Origin of the sequence: Bradyrhizobium elkanii USDA 76 (assembly GCF_023278185.1) — a bacterium.
GTDB lineage: Bacteria > Pseudomonadota > Alphaproteobacteria > Rhizobiales > Xanthobacteraceae > Bradyrhizobium > Bradyrhizobium elkanii.
The window spans coordinates 5,187,662-5,204,756 of sequence record NZ_CP066356.1; the positions used below are offsets into that span (position 1 = coordinate 5,187,662).

General features: G+C 65.3%; 16 protein-coding genes. 10 read left to right on the plus strand and 6 right to left on the minus strand.

What is annotated here, in order from left to right; all coding sequences use genetic code 11:
• Nucleotides 1-4: 4 nt before the first annotated feature.
• Entirely contained in the window at nucleotides 5-1,192 is a 1,188-nt protein-coding gene (locus tag JEY66_RS25280) for a pyridoxal phosphate-dependent aminotransferase (RefSeq protein ID WP_026192713.1), read from the minus strand.
• A 227-nt stretch (nucleotides 1,193-1,419) separates the two neighbouring features.
• Between JEY66_RS25280 and JEY66_RS25285 the strand changes: the two genes are divergently transcribed.
• The gene (locus JEY66_RS25285; RefSeq protein ID WP_018271416.1) at nucleotides 1,420-2,826 is read left to right on the plus strand and encodes a M48 family metalloprotease; all 1,407 of its coding nucleotides are present in this window, start codon (nucleotides 1,420-1,422) and stop codon (nucleotides 2,824-2,826) included.
• A gap of 87 nt (nucleotides 2,827-2,913) precedes the next feature.
• A complete protein-coding gene (locus tag JEY66_RS25290; protein WP_018271415.1) occupies nucleotides 2,914-3,681 on the plus strand; it encodes a DsbA family protein in 768 nt (255 codons plus the stop codon).
• 67 nt (nucleotides 3,682-3,748) lie between these two features.
• On the opposite strand, the gene JEY66_RS25295 is transcribed toward JEY66_RS25290, so the two are convergent.
• Entirely contained in the window at nucleotides 3,749-3,895 is a 147-nt protein-coding gene (locus JEY66_RS25295; RefSeq protein ID WP_016840096.1) for a hypothetical protein, read from the minus strand.
• 175 nt (nucleotides 3,896-4,070) lie between these two features.
• Here JEY66_RS25295 and JEY66_RS25300 point away from each other — a divergent pair, with 175 nt between their 5' ends.
• The 8 genes from JEY66_RS25300 (at nucleotide 4,071) to JEY66_RS25335 (ending at nucleotide 11,657) form a co-directional block, all read left to right on the plus strand.
• Complete coding sequence (locus JEY66_RS25300; RefSeq protein WP_018271414.1) at nucleotides 4,071-4,892, plus strand: DUF1236 domain-containing protein; 822 nt, start codon at nucleotides 4,071-4,073, stop codon at nucleotides 4,890-4,892.
• 356 nt (nucleotides 4,893-5,248) lie between these two features.
• The gene (aroQ, locus tag JEY66_RS25305) at nucleotides 5,249-5,734 is read left to right on the plus strand and encodes a type II 3-dehydroquinate dehydratase (protein ID WP_016840093.1); all 486 of its coding nucleotides are present in this window, start codon (nucleotides 5,249-5,251) and stop codon (nucleotides 5,732-5,734) included.
• Nucleotides 5,735-5,786: 52 nt separating this feature from the next.
• Complete coding sequence (gene accB / locus JEY66_RS25310) at nucleotides 5,787-6,281, plus strand: acetyl-CoA carboxylase biotin carboxyl carrier protein (RefSeq protein ID WP_018271413.1); 495 nt, start codon at nucleotides 5,787-5,789, stop codon at nucleotides 6,279-6,281.
• Nucleotides 6,282-6,305: 24 nt separating this feature from the next.
• Nucleotides 6,306-7,664, plus strand: coding sequence for an acetyl-CoA carboxylase biotin carboxylase subunit (gene accC, locus JEY66_RS25315; RefSeq protein WP_018271412.1), 1,359 nt, complete (start codon nucleotides 6,306-6,308; stop codon nucleotides 7,662-7,664).
• A gap of 99 nt (nucleotides 7,665-7,763) precedes the next feature.
• Nucleotides 7,764-9,293 (plus strand): sensor histidine kinase, encoded by a 1,530-nt coding sequence (locus tag JEY66_RS25320; protein WP_026192712.1) that lies wholly within the window; start codon nucleotides 7,764-7,766, stop codon nucleotides 9,291-9,293.
• Entirely contained in the window at nucleotides 9,290-9,730 is a 441-nt protein-coding gene (locus JEY66_RS25325; RefSeq protein ID WP_016840088.1) for a response regulator, read from the plus strand. Before JEY66_RS25320 ends, JEY66_RS25325 begins: the two co-directional genes overlap by 4 nt.
• Nucleotides 9,727-10,818 (plus strand): sensor histidine kinase, encoded by a 1,092-nt coding sequence (locus tag JEY66_RS25330; RefSeq protein WP_018271410.1) that lies wholly within the window; start codon nucleotides 9,727-9,729, stop codon nucleotides 10,816-10,818. Before JEY66_RS25325 ends, JEY66_RS25330 begins: the two co-directional genes overlap by 4 nt.
• A 203-nt stretch (nucleotides 10,819-11,021) precedes the next feature.
• Nucleotides 11,022-11,657, plus strand: a complete 636-nt coding sequence (locus JEY66_RS25335) for a hypothetical protein (protein ID WP_018271409.1) — start codon at nucleotides 11,022-11,024, stop codon at nucleotides 11,655-11,657.
• Between the two features lie 25 nt (nucleotides 11,658-11,682).
• Here JEY66_RS25335 and JEY66_RS25340 read toward each other — a convergent pair whose 3' ends face one another.
• From JEY66_RS25340 to JEY66_RS25355, 4 genes are read right to left on the minus strand one after another with little or no spacing between them, the layout of a single operon-like run.
• Nucleotides 11,683-12,009 carry a BA14K family protein gene (locus JEY66_RS25340; RefSeq protein WP_174771018.1) on the minus strand — a complete coding sequence of 109 codons (327 nt, stop codon included), beginning with the start codon at nucleotides 12,007-12,009 and terminating at the stop codon, nucleotides 11,683-11,685.
• An 11-nt stretch (nucleotides 12,010-12,020) separates the two neighbouring features.
• Nucleotides 12,021-12,329 (minus strand): hypothetical protein, encoded by a 309-nt coding sequence (locus JEY66_RS25345; RefSeq protein ID WP_016840055.1) that lies wholly within the window; start codon nucleotides 12,327-12,329, stop codon nucleotides 12,021-12,023.
• 8 nt (nucleotides 12,330-12,337) lie between these two features.
• The gene (locus tag JEY66_RS25350) at nucleotides 12,338-13,810 is read right to left on the minus strand and encodes an efflux transporter outer membrane subunit (protein WP_041482649.1); all 1,473 of its coding nucleotides are present in this window, start codon (nucleotides 13,808-13,810) and stop codon (nucleotides 12,338-12,340) included.
• Complete coding sequence (locus tag JEY66_RS25355) at nucleotides 13,811-17,095, minus strand: efflux RND transporter permease subunit (RefSeq protein WP_018271406.1); 3,285 nt, start codon at nucleotides 17,093-17,095, stop codon at nucleotides 13,811-13,813.

Sequence of the window (17,095 nt, forward strand, 5' to 3'; positions counted from 1 at the left end):
CGGGCTATTTAAGCCAATGCGCGATCCGCGCAACTGCTTCCTGCATCTCCGCGGCCGAGCGTGCATAGGAAAAACGGATGAAGGCCCGGCCGTGGATCGGATCGAAATCGACGCCGGGGGTCGCCGCGACATGCGCCTTCTCGAGCATCTCGCTGGCGAAGGCGAAGCTGTCGGCGGTGAAATCGGAGACGTCGGCATACAGGTAGAACGCGCCGTCTGCGGGGAGGAATTTGGTCAGGCCGGCCTTCGGCAGTCCTTCGATCAGGATGCGGCGGTTCTCCTGATAGCCGCGCTTGATCGCCTCCATCTCCTCGCGGCCTTCGAACGCCGCTTCGGCCGCGATCTGCGACAGGGTCGGCACCGAGATCGACAGATTCTGCTGCAGCCGCTCGATCGGCCGTACCAGCACGTCGGGAACAACCATCCAGCCGACACGCCAGCCGGTCATGCAGAAGTACTTCGAGAACGAGTTGATCACGAGTGCGTTCGGCGACAGTTCGGCGGCCGTCACCGCAGGAAATGCATAGTCGAGTCCGTGATAGATCTCGTCGGAGATGAAGCGGATGCCTGCGCCGTCGGCGGCCGCCATCAGGCTCGACAGCGCCTCGCGCGACATCATGGTGCCGGTCGGGTTGGCGGGGCTGCCGACCAGCACGCCCTTCAGCGGCGCCTTGCGATGGGCGGCGAGCAGCGCCTCGCCGGTCAGGGCATGGCGGGTGTCGCCGGAGGTTTCGATCAGCACCGGCTCGCAGCCCAGCGCGGTCAGGATATGCCGGTACGGCGGATAGCCCGGCACGGTGACGGCGACCCGGTCGCCCGGCTCGAACATCGCAAGGAACGCCAGAATGAACCCACCCGACGAGCCGGTCGTGACGATGATGCGCTCCGCGTCAATCGCGCAATCATACGTGTCGCGATAGTGCCGGGCGATGCGCGCGCGCAGCGAGGCAATGCCGAGCGCCGAGGTGTAGTCGATCCGCCCGTCCGCAAGCGCGGCCTGCGCGGCCGCGATCGCCGGCTTCGGCGCGCCTGCGGCAGGCTGCCCTACCTCCATATGGATGACATGGCCGCCGGCGGCTTCGATTCGCGCGGCCGCCGCCATCACGTCCATCACCATGAACGGCGGAACATCGCTCCGTCCGGACGCTGTCAACAGGCTGCTTACACGGTCTCTCGGTGTCGCTTCACGCATGGATTTCTGCTATTGCACGGCCATTGCCGAATTCGGGTTCCCGTTGCCGGCTGCCGCCCCAGACTGGCCGCATTCGGTGGCTCCTTATAACCCTTTCAGGCCAAGTGAATACCCGGTTCGCGTGACGAAGAACTGCAAAAACAACAGACTGCGCCACGCGGCAAATCCGGTCGGGCCCGGACCCCGGACTTGTGCCGGCGCGGCCAGTCATTGCCGATAGATCGCCCATGCTGTTCCGCCTCGCGCTTCGCACCAGGACCTTCAAGCTGACCGCGTTCATGACTGCGGTCGCGCTCGCGGTCGGACCCGTCGTCCCTGCGCGAGCCCAGCAAAAAGGCCCGCCGGTGCTGCGCGACACCGAGTCCGAGCAGCTGCTGCGCGAATACACCAGGCCGATCCTGCGCGCCGCAGGTCTCGAGAAGCAGAACATCCAGATCGTGATCATCAACGACGGCTCGTTCAACGCCTTCGTTGCCGACGGCCGGCGCATCTTCGTCAATTACGGCGCGCTGCTGCAATCGGAGACGCCGAACCAGATCATCGGCGTGCTGGCGCACGAGACCGGCCACCTCGCCGGCGGCCATCTCGCCAAGATGCGCGAGCAGCTGGCGCAGGCCCAGACCCAGATGATCATCGCGATGCTGCTCGGCGTCGGCGCGCTTGCCGCGGGTGCGGGCGGCCGCGGTGGCGGCAACGGTCTCTCCAGCGCAGGCGCCGCGGCGATCTCGGCGCCGCAAGCGGTCATTCAGCGCACGCTGTTGTCCTATCAGCGCCAGCAGGAAGAGAACGCCGACCGCGCCGGCGTCAAGTTCCTGAACGCGACCGGACAATCCGCCAAGGGCATGTACGAGACGTTCAAGCGATTCACCGACGAGAGCCTGTTCGCCGCCCGCGGGGCCGACCCCTATCTGCAGTCGCACCCGATGCCGGTCGATCGCGTCTCCGCGCTGCAGGAACTGGCGCGCTCCAGCCCCTATTGGGACAAGAAGGACGATCCGGCGCTGCAGCTGCGCCACGACATGATGCGCGCCAAGATCTCGGGCTTCATGGAGCGGCAGGACACGGTCTACCGCCGCTATCCGCTGTCCAACACCAGCCTGCCGGCACGCTATGCACGCGCGATCACGACCTATCTGCACGGCGATCTGCGATCGGCGATCGCGCAGATCGACGGCTTGATCCAGGTGCAGCCCAACAATCCCTATTTCTACGAATTGCGCGGCCAGGCGCTGCTCGAAGGCGGCCGGCCCGCGGAAGCCGTCGCGCCGCTGCGCCGCGCGGTGCAGCTCTCCAGCAATTCGCCCTTGATCGAGATGCTGCTCGGCCAGGCGCTGGTCGCCTCCGACAACAAGGCCTACACCGACGAGGCGATCAACATGCTGCGCGCCGCCGTGGCGCGCGAGCCCGAGGCGCCGCTCGGCTATACCCAGCTCGCGATGGCCTATGGCCGCAAGGGCGACTATGCCCAGGCCGACCTCGCCTCGGCGCAGGCCGCCTATCTCCGCGGCGACACCAAGACCGCCCGCGACCTTGCGTCACGCGCCAAGACGCGGTTCGCGATCGGCACGCCCGGCTGGGTCAAAGCTGACGACATTGTGAGCGCCAAGCCCATGCCGGGTCAGAAAAACAACTAGAAATAAACCGTAGTTCCATACAACGATCACCGAAACCGGCTCACGGCCTCGCCGATTTTTTGGGCCACCGCGAACAAGGATTTTGTCATGCCAGCGCTTCGTTTTCTTGCCCCTGCCCTGCTCGCGCTCGGCGTTTGCGCCGCGCCGCTTCCGGCGTCCGCGCAGAGCTTCACCGACACCCAGCGCAGCGACATCGAGACCATCGTGCGCAACTATCTGATCGCGCATCCGGAGGTGCTCGAGGAGGCGATGAACGAACTGAGCAAGCGGCAGGCCGCCGCCGAAGCCGAGAAGCATGAACAGAGCGTCGCCAAGAACGCCGACACCATCTTCAATTCGCCGCGCGGCGTCATGCTCGGCAACAAGGACGGCGACGTCACCTTCGTCGAGTTCTTCGATTACAATTGCGGCTACTGCAAGCGCGCGATGTCCGACATGCTTGACCTGATGAAGGCGGATCCGAAGCTGAAGGTCGTGCTGAAGGAATTCCCGGTGCTGAGCCAGGGCTCGGTCGAGGCCGCGCAGGTCGCGGTCGCCGTGCGCATGCAGGATCCGACCGGCAAGAAGTATCTCGATTTCCACCAGAAGCTGCTCGGCGGCCGCGGCGCCGCCGACAAGGCGCGCGCGCTGGCGGTCGCCAAGGAGGTCGGTCTCGACATGGCGAAACTCGAGAAGGACATGGCGAGCCCCGAGGTGAAGGCGACCATCGAGGAGAATTTCCGCCTCGCCGAATCCATGGGCATGAACGGCACGCCGAGCTACGTGATCGGCAAGCAGGTCGTGATCGGCGCCGTCGGCGTCGACAACCTCAAGGAAAAGATCGGCATCGCCCGCTGCGGCAAGGCGACCTGCTGATCGCCGCACGACAGCGCGCATCATCTCGAAAATCCGGCTGCCAGGCAGCCGGATTTTTTTATTGTCGTCACCGAACCGATTCGCGCGGGCCGCAACCAAGGGCCGTCACCAACGACGGAAGTCGCGGGAAGCCGAAATACAGCGCGACCCATCTCGAGATCGAAGAGCATTTGGCGGATTCAATTTCGGCGGCGGCAACGGCCAGCTCGATCATGCGAGCATCGAGTTCGACTGGGCCTGCGGTTGAAGCAGCCGCGCATTCATCTCGCGCGTTCATCGCGCATTCACACCTAAAGAACAAACCGCAAGGAACCGCAAATCAACAGGAACATCGCACAGGCTCTCTCGTTGTCGGCGCGGGCAATGCTGAAAAACGAGGAGGAATTACGATGTCTAACCGCTTTCTGATTTCGGTCGCGGCTGCGGCTCTGCTCGCCGGCACCGGCCTTGCGAATGCGCAGGGCGCGGGCGGCGCTAACAAGGAGTCCGGGGCCGGCGGTGGCGCAACCACACAGCACAGCGCACCGTCCGGTGGTGCATCGTCAGGCACGATGCAACGCGATACGGGCGGCATGAAGGGTTCCGAGCATTCCACCACCGGTGAGTCCCCGAGCACGAAGGGTGCAGAGTCCGACAAGTCCGGCGCGGCCACCAAGGGTGCGCAGGACAGTACCCAAAAGTCGAAGGGCATGAGTTCGGAGAACGATGCGGCCAAGGGCTCCAAGGAGGGCTCGAAGGACATGAAGGCCGAGGGTCGCGACAAGAGCGGCAACATGAAAGCCGAGGAGCGTGACAAGAGCGGCAAGATGAACGCCGAAAGCCGCGACAAGAGCGGTGCCGGTGCCACGACCAACCAGAACGCTCAGACCAAGAGCCCGGCCGACCCCAACCGCGCGCAGACCAACGACACGAGCCGCACGCAGACCACGACCGGTAACGCGGCAACGTCGGCCACCGCGGCTCCGCCGGCCGAGAAGCGCACCCAGATCACGACCGCGATCAAGTCGGAGCACGTGACCGAAGCCACCAACGTCAACTTCAACGTGGCGGTCGGCACCCGCGTTCCGGCCGACATTCACTTCTACCCGGTGCCGGAGCGGGTCGTGACGATCTACCCGCAGTGGCGCGGCTATCAGTTCATCCTGGTCAAGGGCCGCTACGTGATCGTGCAGCCTGAGACCCATGAGATCGTCTACATCATCGAGGGCTAGACCGGCCTCGGTGCGAGGGCGCCAAGACGGGCCTTCGAAAACGGGCCCTCGCCTTCATCTCGACCCCGCCCCCTTTCGGGGCGGGGTCTTGCTTTCGGCCGCACCCCCCCCATCACGCCGGCCGGAGCGCCCGCCGGAGGCAGCTTCCGCAAGATTTGGTTAATCAGCATTTTCCGTAGGTTAGGGCCGCCATCTAACAGGGCGGAGGAAGTTGTTGAAGACGTTCCGATTTCACCTAAAGACTTCCCCTTCGGCCGGTTGTTACCTATAACCCGGCCCACTCCACCCCTTGTCGGCCCCCCGTCGGAACCCTTGGCCGGAACCCTTGGCCGGAACCCCTGGCAGGAAATTTTGGAATGGCTGCTGCCGGAACGATCTATGTGCTGAACGGCCCGAACCTCAATCTGCTGGGGACGCGCGAGCCGGAGACCTACGGCCATGCCACCCTCGCCGATGTCGAGAAGCTGTGTGCGGACACCGCGCGCCAGTTCGGGTTGACCGCCGACTGCCGGCAGTCCAACCGCGAGGGTGAACTGATCGATTTCATCCATGAGGCTCACGCCAAGAAGGCGGTCGGCATCATCATCAACGCCGGTGGCTACTCTCATACCTCGATCGCGCTGCATGACGCGCTGGTCGCGGTCAAGATTCCCGCGGTCGAAGTTCATGTCAGCAACATCCATGCCCGCGAAAGCTTCCGGCATCACTCGTTCACTGCTAAAGCCGCCTTCGCGTCACTTTGCGGCTTCGGTATCGACGGCTACCGGCTTGCCATCATCGGCCTCGCCACCAGGATCGGCGCCAAGATCGATGCCAAGATCGACGCCAAGCCAAAGACTTAATCGTCAATCCTGACGTTCCCCGTCACCAGACAGAGATTTTGGATCACAGAGCATGGCGCGCCAGCCAGACGACAAATCAGCCGCAAAATCCAAGAACGACTCCAAGAGCGACGACAGCGTCCTCATTCGCGAGCTCGCGCTGCTGCTCGCGGAAACCAATCTGACCGAGATCGAGATCGAGCGTGCCGGCCTGCGTGTCCGTGTCGCACGCAACATCAGCATCGCGGCCTCGGTGCCAACCGTGGCGAGCGTTGCCGCACCGGCCGCGGTGGCCGTCCCGGTGGCTGCGGCTGCGACCGATCTCGCCAAGCACCCGGGCGCCGTGCCCTCGCCGATGGTCGGCACCGCCTATTGGGCGCCCGAGCCGGGCGCCAAGCCGTTCATTGAAGTCGGCACCAAGGTCAGCGCCGGCCAGACGCTTCTGATCATCGAGGCGATGAAGACGATGAACCAGATTCCGTCGCCGCGCGCGGGCACCGTGACGCAGATTCTCGTCGAGGACGGCCAGCCGGTCGAATTCGGCGAGCCGCTCGTCATCATTGAATAGCTTCCGTCAACACCAGGCGCTGCGATGTTCGACAAGATCCTCATAGCCAATCGCGGCGAGATCGCGCTTCGCGTGCTGCGCGCCTGCAAGGAGCTCGGCATCTCGACCGTCGCGGTGCATTCCACCGCCGACGCCGACGCCATGCATGTGCGGCTCGCCGACGAGAGCGTGTGCATCGGCCCGCCGCCGTCGAAGGATTCCTATCTCAACGTGCCGGCGCTGCTCGCGGCGTGCGAGATCACCGGCGCCGACGCCGTGCATCCCGGCTACGGCTTCCTGTCCGAGAACGCGCGCTTCGCCGAGATCCTCGCCGACCACAATCTGGGCTTCATCGGACCGAAGGCCGAGCACATCCGCCTGATGGGCGACAAGATCGAAGCCAAGAAGACCGCCAAGCGCCTCGGCATTCCCGTGGTGCCCGGCTCGGACGGTGCGGTGACCTCGGAGGCCGACGCACTCGCGATCGGCAGGGAGATCGGCTTCCCGGTGCTGGTGAAGGCGGCGGCCGGCGGCGGCGGCCGCGGCATGAAGGTCGCCCACACCGAGGCTGACCTCGCGCTGGCGCTCTCGACCGCGGCCAACGAGGCCAAGTCGGCATTCGGCGACGCCTCGGTCTACCTGGAAAAATACCTGCAGAAGCCGCGCCACATTGAGATCCAGATTCTCGGCGACGGCCGCGGCGGCGCCATCCATCTCGGCGAGCGCGACTGCTCGCTGCAGCGCCGCCACCAGAAGGTCTGGGAGGAAGGCCCCTCGCCCGTGCTCGCGGCGGCGGCGCGCGCCACGATCGGCGAGACCTGCGCCAAGGCGATGCGGGACATGAAATATCTCGGCGTCGGCACCATTGAATTCCTCTACGAGGACGGCGAGTTCTATTTCATCGAAATGAACACGCGCATCCAGGTCGAGCATCCCGTCACCGAAAGCATCACCGATATCGATCTGGTGCTGGAGCAGATCCGGATCGCCGCCGGCGGCGACCTTCCGGCCAAGCAGAACGACATCGCGATCATCGGCCACGCCATCGAGTGCCGCATCAATGCGGAGAACCCGCAGACCTTCCGTCCCTCGCCCGGACGGATCACGCAATTCCATCCGCCTGGCGGCCTCGGCGTGCGGATCGATTCCGCCGTCTATCAGGGCTACGTGATCCCGCCCTATTACGACTCGCTGGTCGGCAAGCTGATCGTGCACGGCAAGACCCGCGGCGAATGCCTGATGCGGCTGCGCCGGGCGCTGGACGAGATGGTGGTCGACGGGATCGAGACGACGCTGCCGCTGTTCCGTGCGCTGGTGCGGGAGCCCGACATCATCGAGGGCGACTACCACATTCACTGGCTGGAGCAGTACCTCGCCGGTCAGCCGTCCGACGCCGCAAAATAGTTCGGAACTCCGTGGAACCCGGCCCTTCCTCAAACGTATTATAGGGTTATTGGCTTTCCACGGGGACGCGTTGAATCCCACTCCCATAGCGAGATCGTCGTGACGCTCGTTTCACGACGCCGGTCGACGTTACAGATCCTCCTGCTGTCGGCGGGATTTTTCGTGCTGGTCGCGGTCAGCGTGGCGTCGGTCCTGCTAGTCAACAAGGCGCGCGAGGACAACGCCTGGGTGATTCACACCGTCGAGACCGACAGCCAGATTGCCAATCTGCTGCTCGACATCAGGCGCGCCGAAAGCGCCACCCGGGCGTATCTGCTGACATCAGCACCACAATACCTGTCCGAGTACCAGTCCGCGGCAGCGGGAGTCCCGGCCGCGCTCAACCATCTCCAGATGATGACCGCGGACAATCCGGCGCAGGTCGCCAATGCCGCGAAGCTCAAAGCCGCGGTCGAGCAACGGCTGGCCGAGTTCGCGCTCAGCATCGAGCGCGTCAAGAACAACGACACCGCGACCAGCATCGACATCTTGCGCAAGGGCACGTCGACCGATGCGTTGGAGGCAATCGCCCGGATCGGCCGCGACATCCGTACCGAGGAGGATCGCCTGCTGGCGGTACGCACCGCGACGGCCGACAAGACCCAGGTGCTGGCCTCCTCAGTCACGATCGCCGGCTCCTGCATGGTGCTGGCGCTCGCCGCTCTCTCGGTGGTGCTGCTGCGGCGATCGTCGCGGGCGCGCGACGAGGCCGAGGCGAGGCTGCGCGACAGCAACATCAATCTCGAGACCATCGTCGACGAACGCACCTCCGACCTGCGCGAGGCCAACGAGGAAATCCAGCGCTTCGCCTATATCGTCAGCCACGATCTGCGCTCGCCACTGGTCAACATCATGGGCTTCACCAGCGAGCTCGAGGAACTGCGCGGCGACATCTTCAAGCGGATCGCCACGCTCAATCGCGCCGCGTCGCTGGCACCTGCGATGCCGGAAGACGCGACCGATGTGGCCGAGCCCGAGCTCGAAGGCTCCGACAAGCAGCTATCCGACGATTTCAACGAATCGCTCGGCTTCATCAAATCGTCGATCGCCAAGATGGACCGCCTGATCAGTGCGATCCTCAATCTGACCCGAGAGGGCCGCCGCGAGTTCAAGCCCGAACGGATCGATCTGCGCGAGCTGATCGACGGCATCGTCAAGACGGTGGCTCACCAGGCCGTCGAGGCCAATGCGACGGTCGAGGTCGGCGCGTTGCCCAATATCGTCAGCGACCGCCTCGCGCTGGAGCAGATTTTCTCCAATCTGATCGACAATGCACTCAAGTACCTCAGGAACGGCGTTCCCGGCGAGATTTCGATCGAGGGCCGCACCAAGCTCGGCTTCGCGATCTTCGAGGTCACCGACAACGGCCGCGGCATCGATCCGAAGGACCATCAGCGCATCTTCGATTTGTTCCGTCGCGCCGGAACCCAGGACAAGCCCGGTCAGGGCATCGGGCTTGCCCATGTCCGCGCACTTGTGCGCAGACTGGGCGGCACCATGTCGGTAGCATCGGAACTTCACAACGGCAGCACCTTCACGATCACGCTGCCTATCAATTGGTCAGGCAAGAATCGGGACAAAGTGACATGAGTGATCCAGTCACCATCATCATGATCGAGGACGACGAGGGCCATGCCCGCCTGATTGAGCGGAATATCCGGCGCTCAGGTGTCAACAATGAGATCATCCCGTTCACCAACGGTACAGAGGCCGTCAACTACCTGTTCGGCAAGGATGGCAGCGCCGTCGAGCGCAAGGGCCAGGCCCTGCTGATCCTGCTCGATCTCAATCTGCCCGACATGACCGGCATCGATATTCTGAAGCGGGTCAAGGAGAACAAGTATCTCAAGTCGACGCCGGTGGTCGTGCTGACCACGACCGACGACTCCCAGGAGATCAAGCGTTGCTACGAGCTCGGTTGCAACGTCTACATCACCAAGCCGGTGAACTACGAAAGCTTTGCCAACGCCATTCGCCAGCTTGGCCTGTTCTTTTCGGTGATTCAGGTGCCGCCGGCTGCCTTATGACCAACGCAACGCCGACACTGCTCTACATCGACGACGACGCGGCGCTGGCGCGCCTCGTCGAACGCGGGCTGACGCGCGCGGGCTACAAGGTCGTGCACGCCGCAAGCGGCCAGGAAGGCCTCGACCGGCTCGGCCAGGGCGGCATCGACGTCGTCGCGCTCGACCAGTACATGCCCGGCCTCGACGGGCTGGAGACGCTGGAGCAGATCCTCAAGATACCGGACGCCCCGCCGGTGGTGTTCGTCACGGCGTCGCAGGATTCGGCGATCGCCGTCACCGCGCTGAAGGCCGGTGCGGCGGACTATCTGGTCAAGGACGTCAGGGGCGAATTCATCCCCCTGCTCCAGGTCGCGGTGAACGGCGCGATCCGGCAGGCCGCACTCCAGAAGGCGCGCGATGAAGCCGAGGCCGAGGTGCACGCTTCGCGCGACCGCTATGCCGCGCTCGCCGCAGAGCGTGAGGTTCTGCTCCGCGAGGTCAACCATCGCGTCGGCAATTCGCTGCAGATCATCGCCTCGCTGCTGCATCTGCAGGCCAACTCCGCGACCCAGCAGGATGTGAAGGCCGCGCTCACCAACGCGATGGGGCGCGTCGCGGCCGTCGCACAGGTGCACCGCCGCCTCTACACCTCGCACGACTTCAAGACGGTGATGCTCAACCAGTATCTCGAGGCGCTGCTCGAGGATCTCCGGCGATCGGCCGAAGGCAACAAGATGTCGCGGCTGACCCTGAAGGCCGACCCGATCGAGATCGATCCCGACCGCGCGGTCGCGATCGGCATCATCGTCAACGAGCTGGTGATGAACGCCGTGAAGTACGCCTATCCCGATGGCGCCGGCCCGATCCATGTCGAGCTGAAGCCGCAGGGCGACGATCTGCAACTCGCGATCAGCGACGACGGCGTCGGTTTTTCCGACAAGGCCGATCCGCGCGGCACCGGCATGGGCCAGCGCATCGTCAGCGCGATGGCCGCCAAGCTCGATGCCAGCGTCGAGCGCGACCCCGGCCACAAGGGCACCCGCTTCGTGGTGCGGTTCGCCCGCGTCAGCCCGGCGCTCGACAAATCGACAAGCGCCGCCGCCAGCTAATGCCGCAAATTTCGGCAAATTCGATTGATTTGTCCGGTTCGCTTTAACGACTACGTCATGCTGCTGATGGATCGCGGCCCGCCGAGCCTGACCGGTTAAGAAAGTTCTGGGCGTCCTTCGCGATGCTTGTGCCAACTGCTTGGCAGGAGCGGCACGCGATGTTCGGACGCAGGCCAGTTTTTGGAAAGAAGCAAGAGACGACCTTGGGCGAGCTCAAGGAGACCGCGCGTCCAGTGCCGGGCGCCGAATGCGCGACGCCCGCTTTTCACAAGCAGCAGTGGGATCACCCGCTGATCGGCTCGATGCTGCGCGATGCGGGCTTCGCGCCTGACGACGAAGCCGGCATCGTGCCGACGGCCGACAATCGCCTTGCCGTGTTCGCCGCGGCCAGCAAGCGATTGCAGGATCGTACCGAGACCTTCAATCGCGACATGACGGCGCGGCACGGCCATTGCCACGCGGTGCCGTTCCTGGTCATCGACCAGAAGATCTGGGATGGACCGCATGGCGCGTTTCTCTACGCGCAGATGGGGCTGATCGGCTACGACGAGTGGAACGTGATCATGCTGGCAGGAGACCCGCAGACCACGGCGTCATGCGGCCTGGCAGGCCATCCCGGCTTCCTGCCATCCGTGACGCAAGTCATGACCGAGCATGTGATCGCGTGGAAGGCGAGGCACAACGCCCTGCTCGAGACGTTCGGGATCACCGCGACCGGTGGCCGGGATACCTCGCATGAACAATACGAGATGGAAAAGGACACCCTGCGCAACGAAATCATCGACAAGGCCGGCTGGATGAAGCCGCGCATCATCGAGGAGCTCTTGCGCAAGGCCTAGAGGCATCAAGCCTCTCCGAAGCGCCTCACTCGTGCCTGCCGCGGTGCCGCGGTGCGCGCTGCGGACGGCAATCCTGACACCGTGCGCCAAACACCACCTGCGACGGATAGGGCCGCGCAGAATGCCACGGCGTCGAGCCGAACAGGCCGGCCGCACCGAAGCCTGCGCTGAAGGGATCGGCGGCGAAATTGCCGGGGAAATAGCCGTTGCTGCGAAAATCGCGGTCGTCGTCCCTGCCGTCGAAATACGCGCCGCCGGTGCTGCCGTAGCGCATCGGCCGCTGCTGGGCCGACGCCGCGGCTACGCTCAGCGCGATGGCGGTGCAGACGATCAGTCCTCTCATGGCAATCATGGCCGAAACCCTCATTGCGGAAGGGTGCCCCAGTCGCCCTTCCAGGCGATCAAGCGTCCCTTGCCGAATTGCAGATAGAGCCCGTCGCTGCGCCTCGACAGCACGCTGCCCCTGACATTCGGCAGCGCGACGAACAATTCATTGCCCGGCGTGCCGCGCACGTAATTCAGGGGAACGCCGAGCGACTGGCTGGCCTTCGCGGCGCTCATGCCGAAGGCGAGCGGAACGCTGTTGGGCGGCCGTTGCTGCGCGCGGGACGCGTCGGTCAATACGCCCAGCGCGATGACGAGGACAACGAGGAGTGTCGCGAAACGCTGCATGGCTGACCTCATGGCACCGCCGCCGCCAGCGTACCGGCGGGCGTCCAGCCGCCGCCGAGCGCCTGGAACAGGCTGCTCGCCGCCAGCAGCTTGTTGAGCCGAACCGTGACCAGATTGTTTTCGGCTGTGAACAGCGTCTGCTGGGCCTGCAGCACCGTGATCAGGTTGACCGTGCCGCCGCGCAACTGCGTCTCGGCGACCTCGAACGCCTTGCGCGAGGCGGCGACGACGTCGGACTGCAGGCGCTCCTGCAATGTGTACTTCTGCAACGCGATCAGCGCCTTCTCGACATCGGCGAAGGCCGACAGCACCGCCTTGCGATAGGCCTGCAGGTTTTGCAGTTGCTGGCCCTTGGCGAGCTTGAGCTGGCTCTCCAGCAGGAAGCCGTCGAACAGCGGCTGGGTCAGCCCGGCGGCGAGCGTGTAGTACCAGGCGCCCGGCGCAAACAGCGCGGCCAGCGCCGCGCTCTGGAAGCCGGTGGTGCCGGTCAGCTGGATCTGCGGAAAGAATGCCGCGCGCGCCGCGTCGACGCTGAAATTGGACGACGCCAGCTGCGCCTCGGCCTCGCGGACGTCAGGCCGCTGGTAGAGCAATTCCGACGGCAGTCCCGGCGTGACGCGCGGCACCGCGATCTGCGTGGTGGACCCGCCGCGCACCTTGAAATCGGCCGGCGCGCGCGCCACCAGCACGGCGAGCGCCGCGGTGTTCTGCCCGACCGTTACCTCGAGCGGCGGGATCGCCGCGCGCTGCGTGGCGACCAGCGCCTCCTGCTGCGACAGATCGAGCTGCGAGGCGGTGCCGCCGGCGAATTGCGACTTGATCAGCGCAAGGATGCGCTCGGCCGCCGCGAGGTTGCGGCGGGTGACCTTGATCTGGTCCTGCGCCGCCAGCAGCTGGAAATAGGTATTGGCGACCGTCGCCATCGTGGTCAGCGCGACCACCTCGCGATTGTAGCGCGCGACGGTCGCACTCTCCTCCGAGGCCGACAGCGTCGCGCGGTTCTTGCCCCAGAAATCGACGATGTAGCTTGCGCTCAGCCCGAGGCTGTACTGCGAGAAAGTGCCGCTGGTGCCGAACGACGAACTGGATCCCGTTGCCACACGCTGACGCTCGGCATTCGCCGATCCGGAGATGGACGGCAGCAGCGCGGCGCCGGACACGCCGACCTGGGCATCGGCCTGCACGATCTGGGCGATCGCCACCGCGATGTCGAGATTGTAGAGCTGCGCGGATTCCATCAGCCCGGTCAATTCGGGCGAGCGGAAGCCGCGCCACCAGGCGAGCGCCGGAACGGCCGCGTCGGCATCGCCCTTGGCCGCAGTCTTGTAGCTCGCCGGCACTTCGAGGCTGAGCTCGGGCTTCTCCGCCCCGAGGATGCAGCCGGACAGGCCGAGGCTGAGGCCGCCGAACGCCGCCACGCGCAGAAACCGGATCGGCTTGCGCACCAACTGAAGATTTCGCAACGCTGCACCTGTCGGCATTTACTCGCCCGGTTGAAGTGAGGAGCCCGGCATCCGCATCGCGCCGCCGCGGCGCACGCGCTGGGCCCACAGGCGGAACCGGTCGAGATAGAGGTAGATGACCGGCGTCGTGTACAGCGTGAGGACCTGGCTCAGGATCAGGCCACCGACGATGGCGATTCCGAGCGGCTGCCGCAGCTCGCCGCCGTCGCCCATGCCGATCGCCAGCGGCACCGCCCCGAGCAGCGCGGCCATCGTCGTCATCATGATGGGGCGGAAGCGCAGCAGGCAGGCCTCCCGGATCGCCTCGAGCGGCTCCAGCCCGCGCCTGCGTTCCGCCTCCAGCGCAAAGTCGATCATCATGATGGCGTTCTTCTTCACAATGCCGATCAGCAGGATGACGCCGATCAGCGCCATGATACTGAACTCGGTCTTGAATGCCATCAGCGCCAGCAAGGCGCCCACACCCGCCGAGGGCAATGTGGACAAGATGGTCAGCGGATGGATGTAGCTTTCGTAGAGCACGCCCAGCACGATGTAGATCGCGACCAGCGCGGCAAGGATCAGGAACGGCTGGTTGCTCAGCGAGTCCTGGAACGCCTTGGCGGTACCCTGGAAGGTGCCGCGGATCGTGGCCGGGACCCCGATCCGGTTCATGGTCGCCTCGATGCTGCCGACCGCCGTGCTCAGCGACACGTTCGGCGGCAGGTTGAACGAGATGGTGTTGGCGACCAGCAGGCCCTGGTGATTGACCGCAAGCGGCGTCGCGCCCTGCTTGAACGCCGCAACCTCCGACAGCGGGATCATGGTCTCGCTGCTGGTGGAGACGGCCGATCCGGTCGAGGCCACGCCCTTCCCGGTCGAACCGATCGAATTGGTGGCCTGGTTGCGCGCGGCCTGAGCGTTGGCCGCACTGGCCGCGCTCGAGGTGCCTGGCGCAACGACCGTGCCCGCCACCGCGTTGGTCGATTGCGAGCCGCCGACCGATCCGCCGGACGTGCTGATATAGACGTCCTTCAGCGTCTCCGGATTCTGCCAGTAGCGTGGCGCGACCTCCATGATGACGTGATACTGGTTGCGCGCGACATAGATCGTCGACACCTGCCGCTGGCCGAAGGCATCGTAGAGGGTGTTGTCGATCTGGCTCACCGTGATGCCGAGCCGGGCCGCGGCGTCGCGGTCGATCACGAGATCGGATTCCAGGCCCTTGTTCTGCTGGTCGCTGTTGACGTCGGCGAGATCAGGATCGCGCTGCAGGGCCGCGGCGATCTTCGGCGTCCATTCATTGAGCTCCTCCAGCGTCGAACCCTGCAGCGTGTACTGATACTGCGCGTTCGAGGCCCTGCCCCCGACCCGGATGTCCTGCACCGCCTGCAGGAACAGGCTCGCGCCCGGCACCACCGACAACTCGCGGCGCAGCCGCGCGATCACGCCGTCGGCGCCGATCTTGCGCTCATCGAGCGGACGCAGCGAGACGAACACGAAGCCGGAATTGGTCTGCCCGCCGCCGGTGAAGCCGACCGCCGTCTCCACCGCCGGATCGCGCTTGATGATGCCGACGAACTGCGCGAGCTTCTGCTGCATCAGCTGGAACGACACGCTCTGGTCGGCCTGGATCGAGCCGACCAGCCGGCCGGTGTCCTGCTGCGGGAAGAAGCCCTTCGGGATCACGTCGTAGAGATAGAAGTTGAGGCCGAACACCGCCGCCAGGATCAGCATCACCGACAGCGGATGCGCCAGCGCCGCGGTCAGCGTCCTGCGGTAGAAATTGAGCATCGACTCGAAGAAGCGCTCGCTCGCCCAATAGAGCCGGCCATGGCCGCCGGCGTCCGGCTTGAGCAGCACGGCGCACATCATCGGCGTGGTCGCCAGCGAGACCGCGAGCGAGATCAGGATCGAGATCGAGATCACCATCGCGAACTCGCGGAACAGCCGCCCGACGATGCCGGCCATCAGCAGGATCGGGATGAACACCGCGATCAGCGAGATGCTCATCGACAGCACGGTGAAGCCGACCTCGTTGGCGCCCTTCAGCGCGGCCTCGAGCGGGCTCAGCCCCTGCTCGATGTAGCGGATGACGTTCTCCAGCACGACGATGGCGTCGTCGACCACGAAGCCGGTCGCGACCGTCAGCGCCATCAGGGAGAGGTTGTCCAGGCTGTAGCCGAACAGGTACATCGCCCCGAAGGTCGCGACCAGCGACACCGAGACCGCCACCACCGGGATGAAGGTGGCGCGCGCATTGCGCAGGAACGCGAACACCACGATGATGACCAGCAGCACCGCCAGAACGAGGGTTCGCTCGACGTCCCGGAGCGAGGTGCGGATGGTGGTCGAACGGTCAACCGCAAAGCCGATGTCGATCGCCGGCGAGACCGATGCCTGCAGCTGCGGCATCAGCCCCTTCACGAGGTCGACGGTACTGATGATGTTGGCGTTCGGCTGCCGGTAGAGGATGATCAGAACCGCCGGCTTGCCGTTGGCGAGCCCGGCATTGCGCAGGTTCTCGACGCCATCGGCCACCTCGCCGACGTCGGAGAGATGAACCGGCGCGCCATTGCGGTAGGCCACGATCAGCGATTTGTAGTCATCGGCCTTGTTGGCCTGGTCGTTGGCGTAGATCTGGTAGCGCTGGTCGCCGACGTCGATGCCGCCCTTGGGGCTGTGGGCGTTGGCGCTCGACAGCGCCGCGCGGACGTCTTCCAGACCGATGCCGTATTTGTAGAGCGCCTGCGGGATCAGATCGACGCGCACGGCCGGCAGCGAGCTGCCGCCGACCACGACCTCGCCGATGCCCTCGACCTGCGACAGCTTCTGCGCCAGCACGGTGGAGGCGGCGTCGTAGAGATCGCCGCGCGTCAGCGTATCCGACGTCAGCGTCAGGATCAGGATCGGCGCGTCGGCCGGATTGACCTTGCGATAGGTCGGATTGCTGCGCAGGCTGGTCGGCAGGTCGGCCCGCGCGGCATTGATCGCGGCCTGCACGTCGCGCGCCGCGCCGTTGATATCGCGGTTCAGCCCGAACTGCAGCGTGATGCGGGTCGAGCCGACCGAGCTCGACGACGTCATCTCGGTGACATCGGCGATCTGGCCGAGATGGCGCTCGAGGGGACTGGCGACCGTGGTCGCGACATCTTGCGGGCTGGCGCCGGGCAGCGTCGCCTGCACCGAGATCGTCGGGAAGTCCACCTGCGGCAGCGGCGACACCGGCAGCTTGAAGAACGCGACGATGCCGGCCGCCGCGAGCCCGAACGTCAACAGCGTGGTTGCGACCGGCCTACGGATGAAGGGCGTTGACGGATCCAT

What these genes read in the sequence shown, in the direction of transcription:
- JEY66_RS25300 (WP_018271414.1), top strand. Translation starts at nt 4,071, where the DNA reads ATGTCTAACCGCTTTCTGATTTCGGTCGCGGCTGCGGCTCTGCTCGCC.
- JEY66_RS25325 (WP_016840088.1), top strand. Translation starts at nt 9,290, where the DNA reads ATGAGTGATCCAGTCACCATCATCATGATCGAGGACGACGAGGGCCAT.
- aroQ (WP_016840093.1), top strand. Translation starts at nt 5,249, where the DNA reads ATGGCTGCTGCCGGAACGATCTATGTGCTGAACGGCCCGAACCTCAAT.
- JEY66_RS25330 (WP_018271410.1), top strand. Translation starts at nt 9,727, where the DNA reads ATGACCAACGCAACGCCGACACTGCTCTACATCGACGACGACGCGGCG.
- JEY66_RS25290 (WP_018271415.1), top strand. Translation starts at nt 2,914, where the DNA reads ATGCCAGCGCTTCGTTTTCTTGCCCCTGCCCTGCTCGCGCTCGGCGTT.
- JEY66_RS25340 (WP_174771018.1), bottom strand. Translation starts at nt 12,009, where the DNA reads ATGATTGCCATGAGAGGACTGATCGTCTGCACCGCCATCGCGCTGAGC.
- JEY66_RS25350 (WP_041482649.1), bottom strand. Translation starts at nt 13,810, where the DNA reads ATGCCGACAGGTGCAGCGTTGCGAAATCTTCAGTTGGTGCGCAAGCCG.
- JEY66_RS25345 (WP_016840055.1), bottom strand. Translation starts at nt 12,329, where the DNA reads ATGCAGCGTTTCGCGACACTCCTCGTTGTCCTCGTCATCGCGCTGGGC.
- JEY66_RS25285 (WP_018271416.1), top strand. Translation starts at nt 1,420, where the DNA reads ATGCTGTTCCGCCTCGCGCTTCGCACCAGGACCTTCAAGCTGACCGCG.
- accC (WP_018271412.1), top strand. Translation starts at nt 6,306, where the DNA reads ATGTTCGACAAGATCCTCATAGCCAATCGCGGCGAGATCGCGCTTCGC.
- accB (WP_018271413.1), top strand. Translation starts at nt 5,787, where the DNA reads ATGGCGCGCCAGCCAGACGACAAATCAGCCGCAAAATCCAAGAACGAC.
- JEY66_RS25280 (WP_026192713.1), bottom strand. Translation starts at nt 1,192, where the DNA reads ATGCGTGAAGCGACACCGAGAGACCGTGTAAGCAGCCTGTTGACAGCG.
- JEY66_RS25355 (WP_018271406.1), bottom strand. Translation starts at nt 17,095, where the DNA reads ATGGATCCGTCAACGCCCTTCATCCGTAGGCCGGTCGCAACCACGCTG.
- JEY66_RS25295 (WP_016840096.1), bottom strand. Translation starts at nt 3,895, where the DNA reads ATGATCGAGCTGGCCGTTGCCGCCGCCGAAATTGAATCCGCCAAATGC.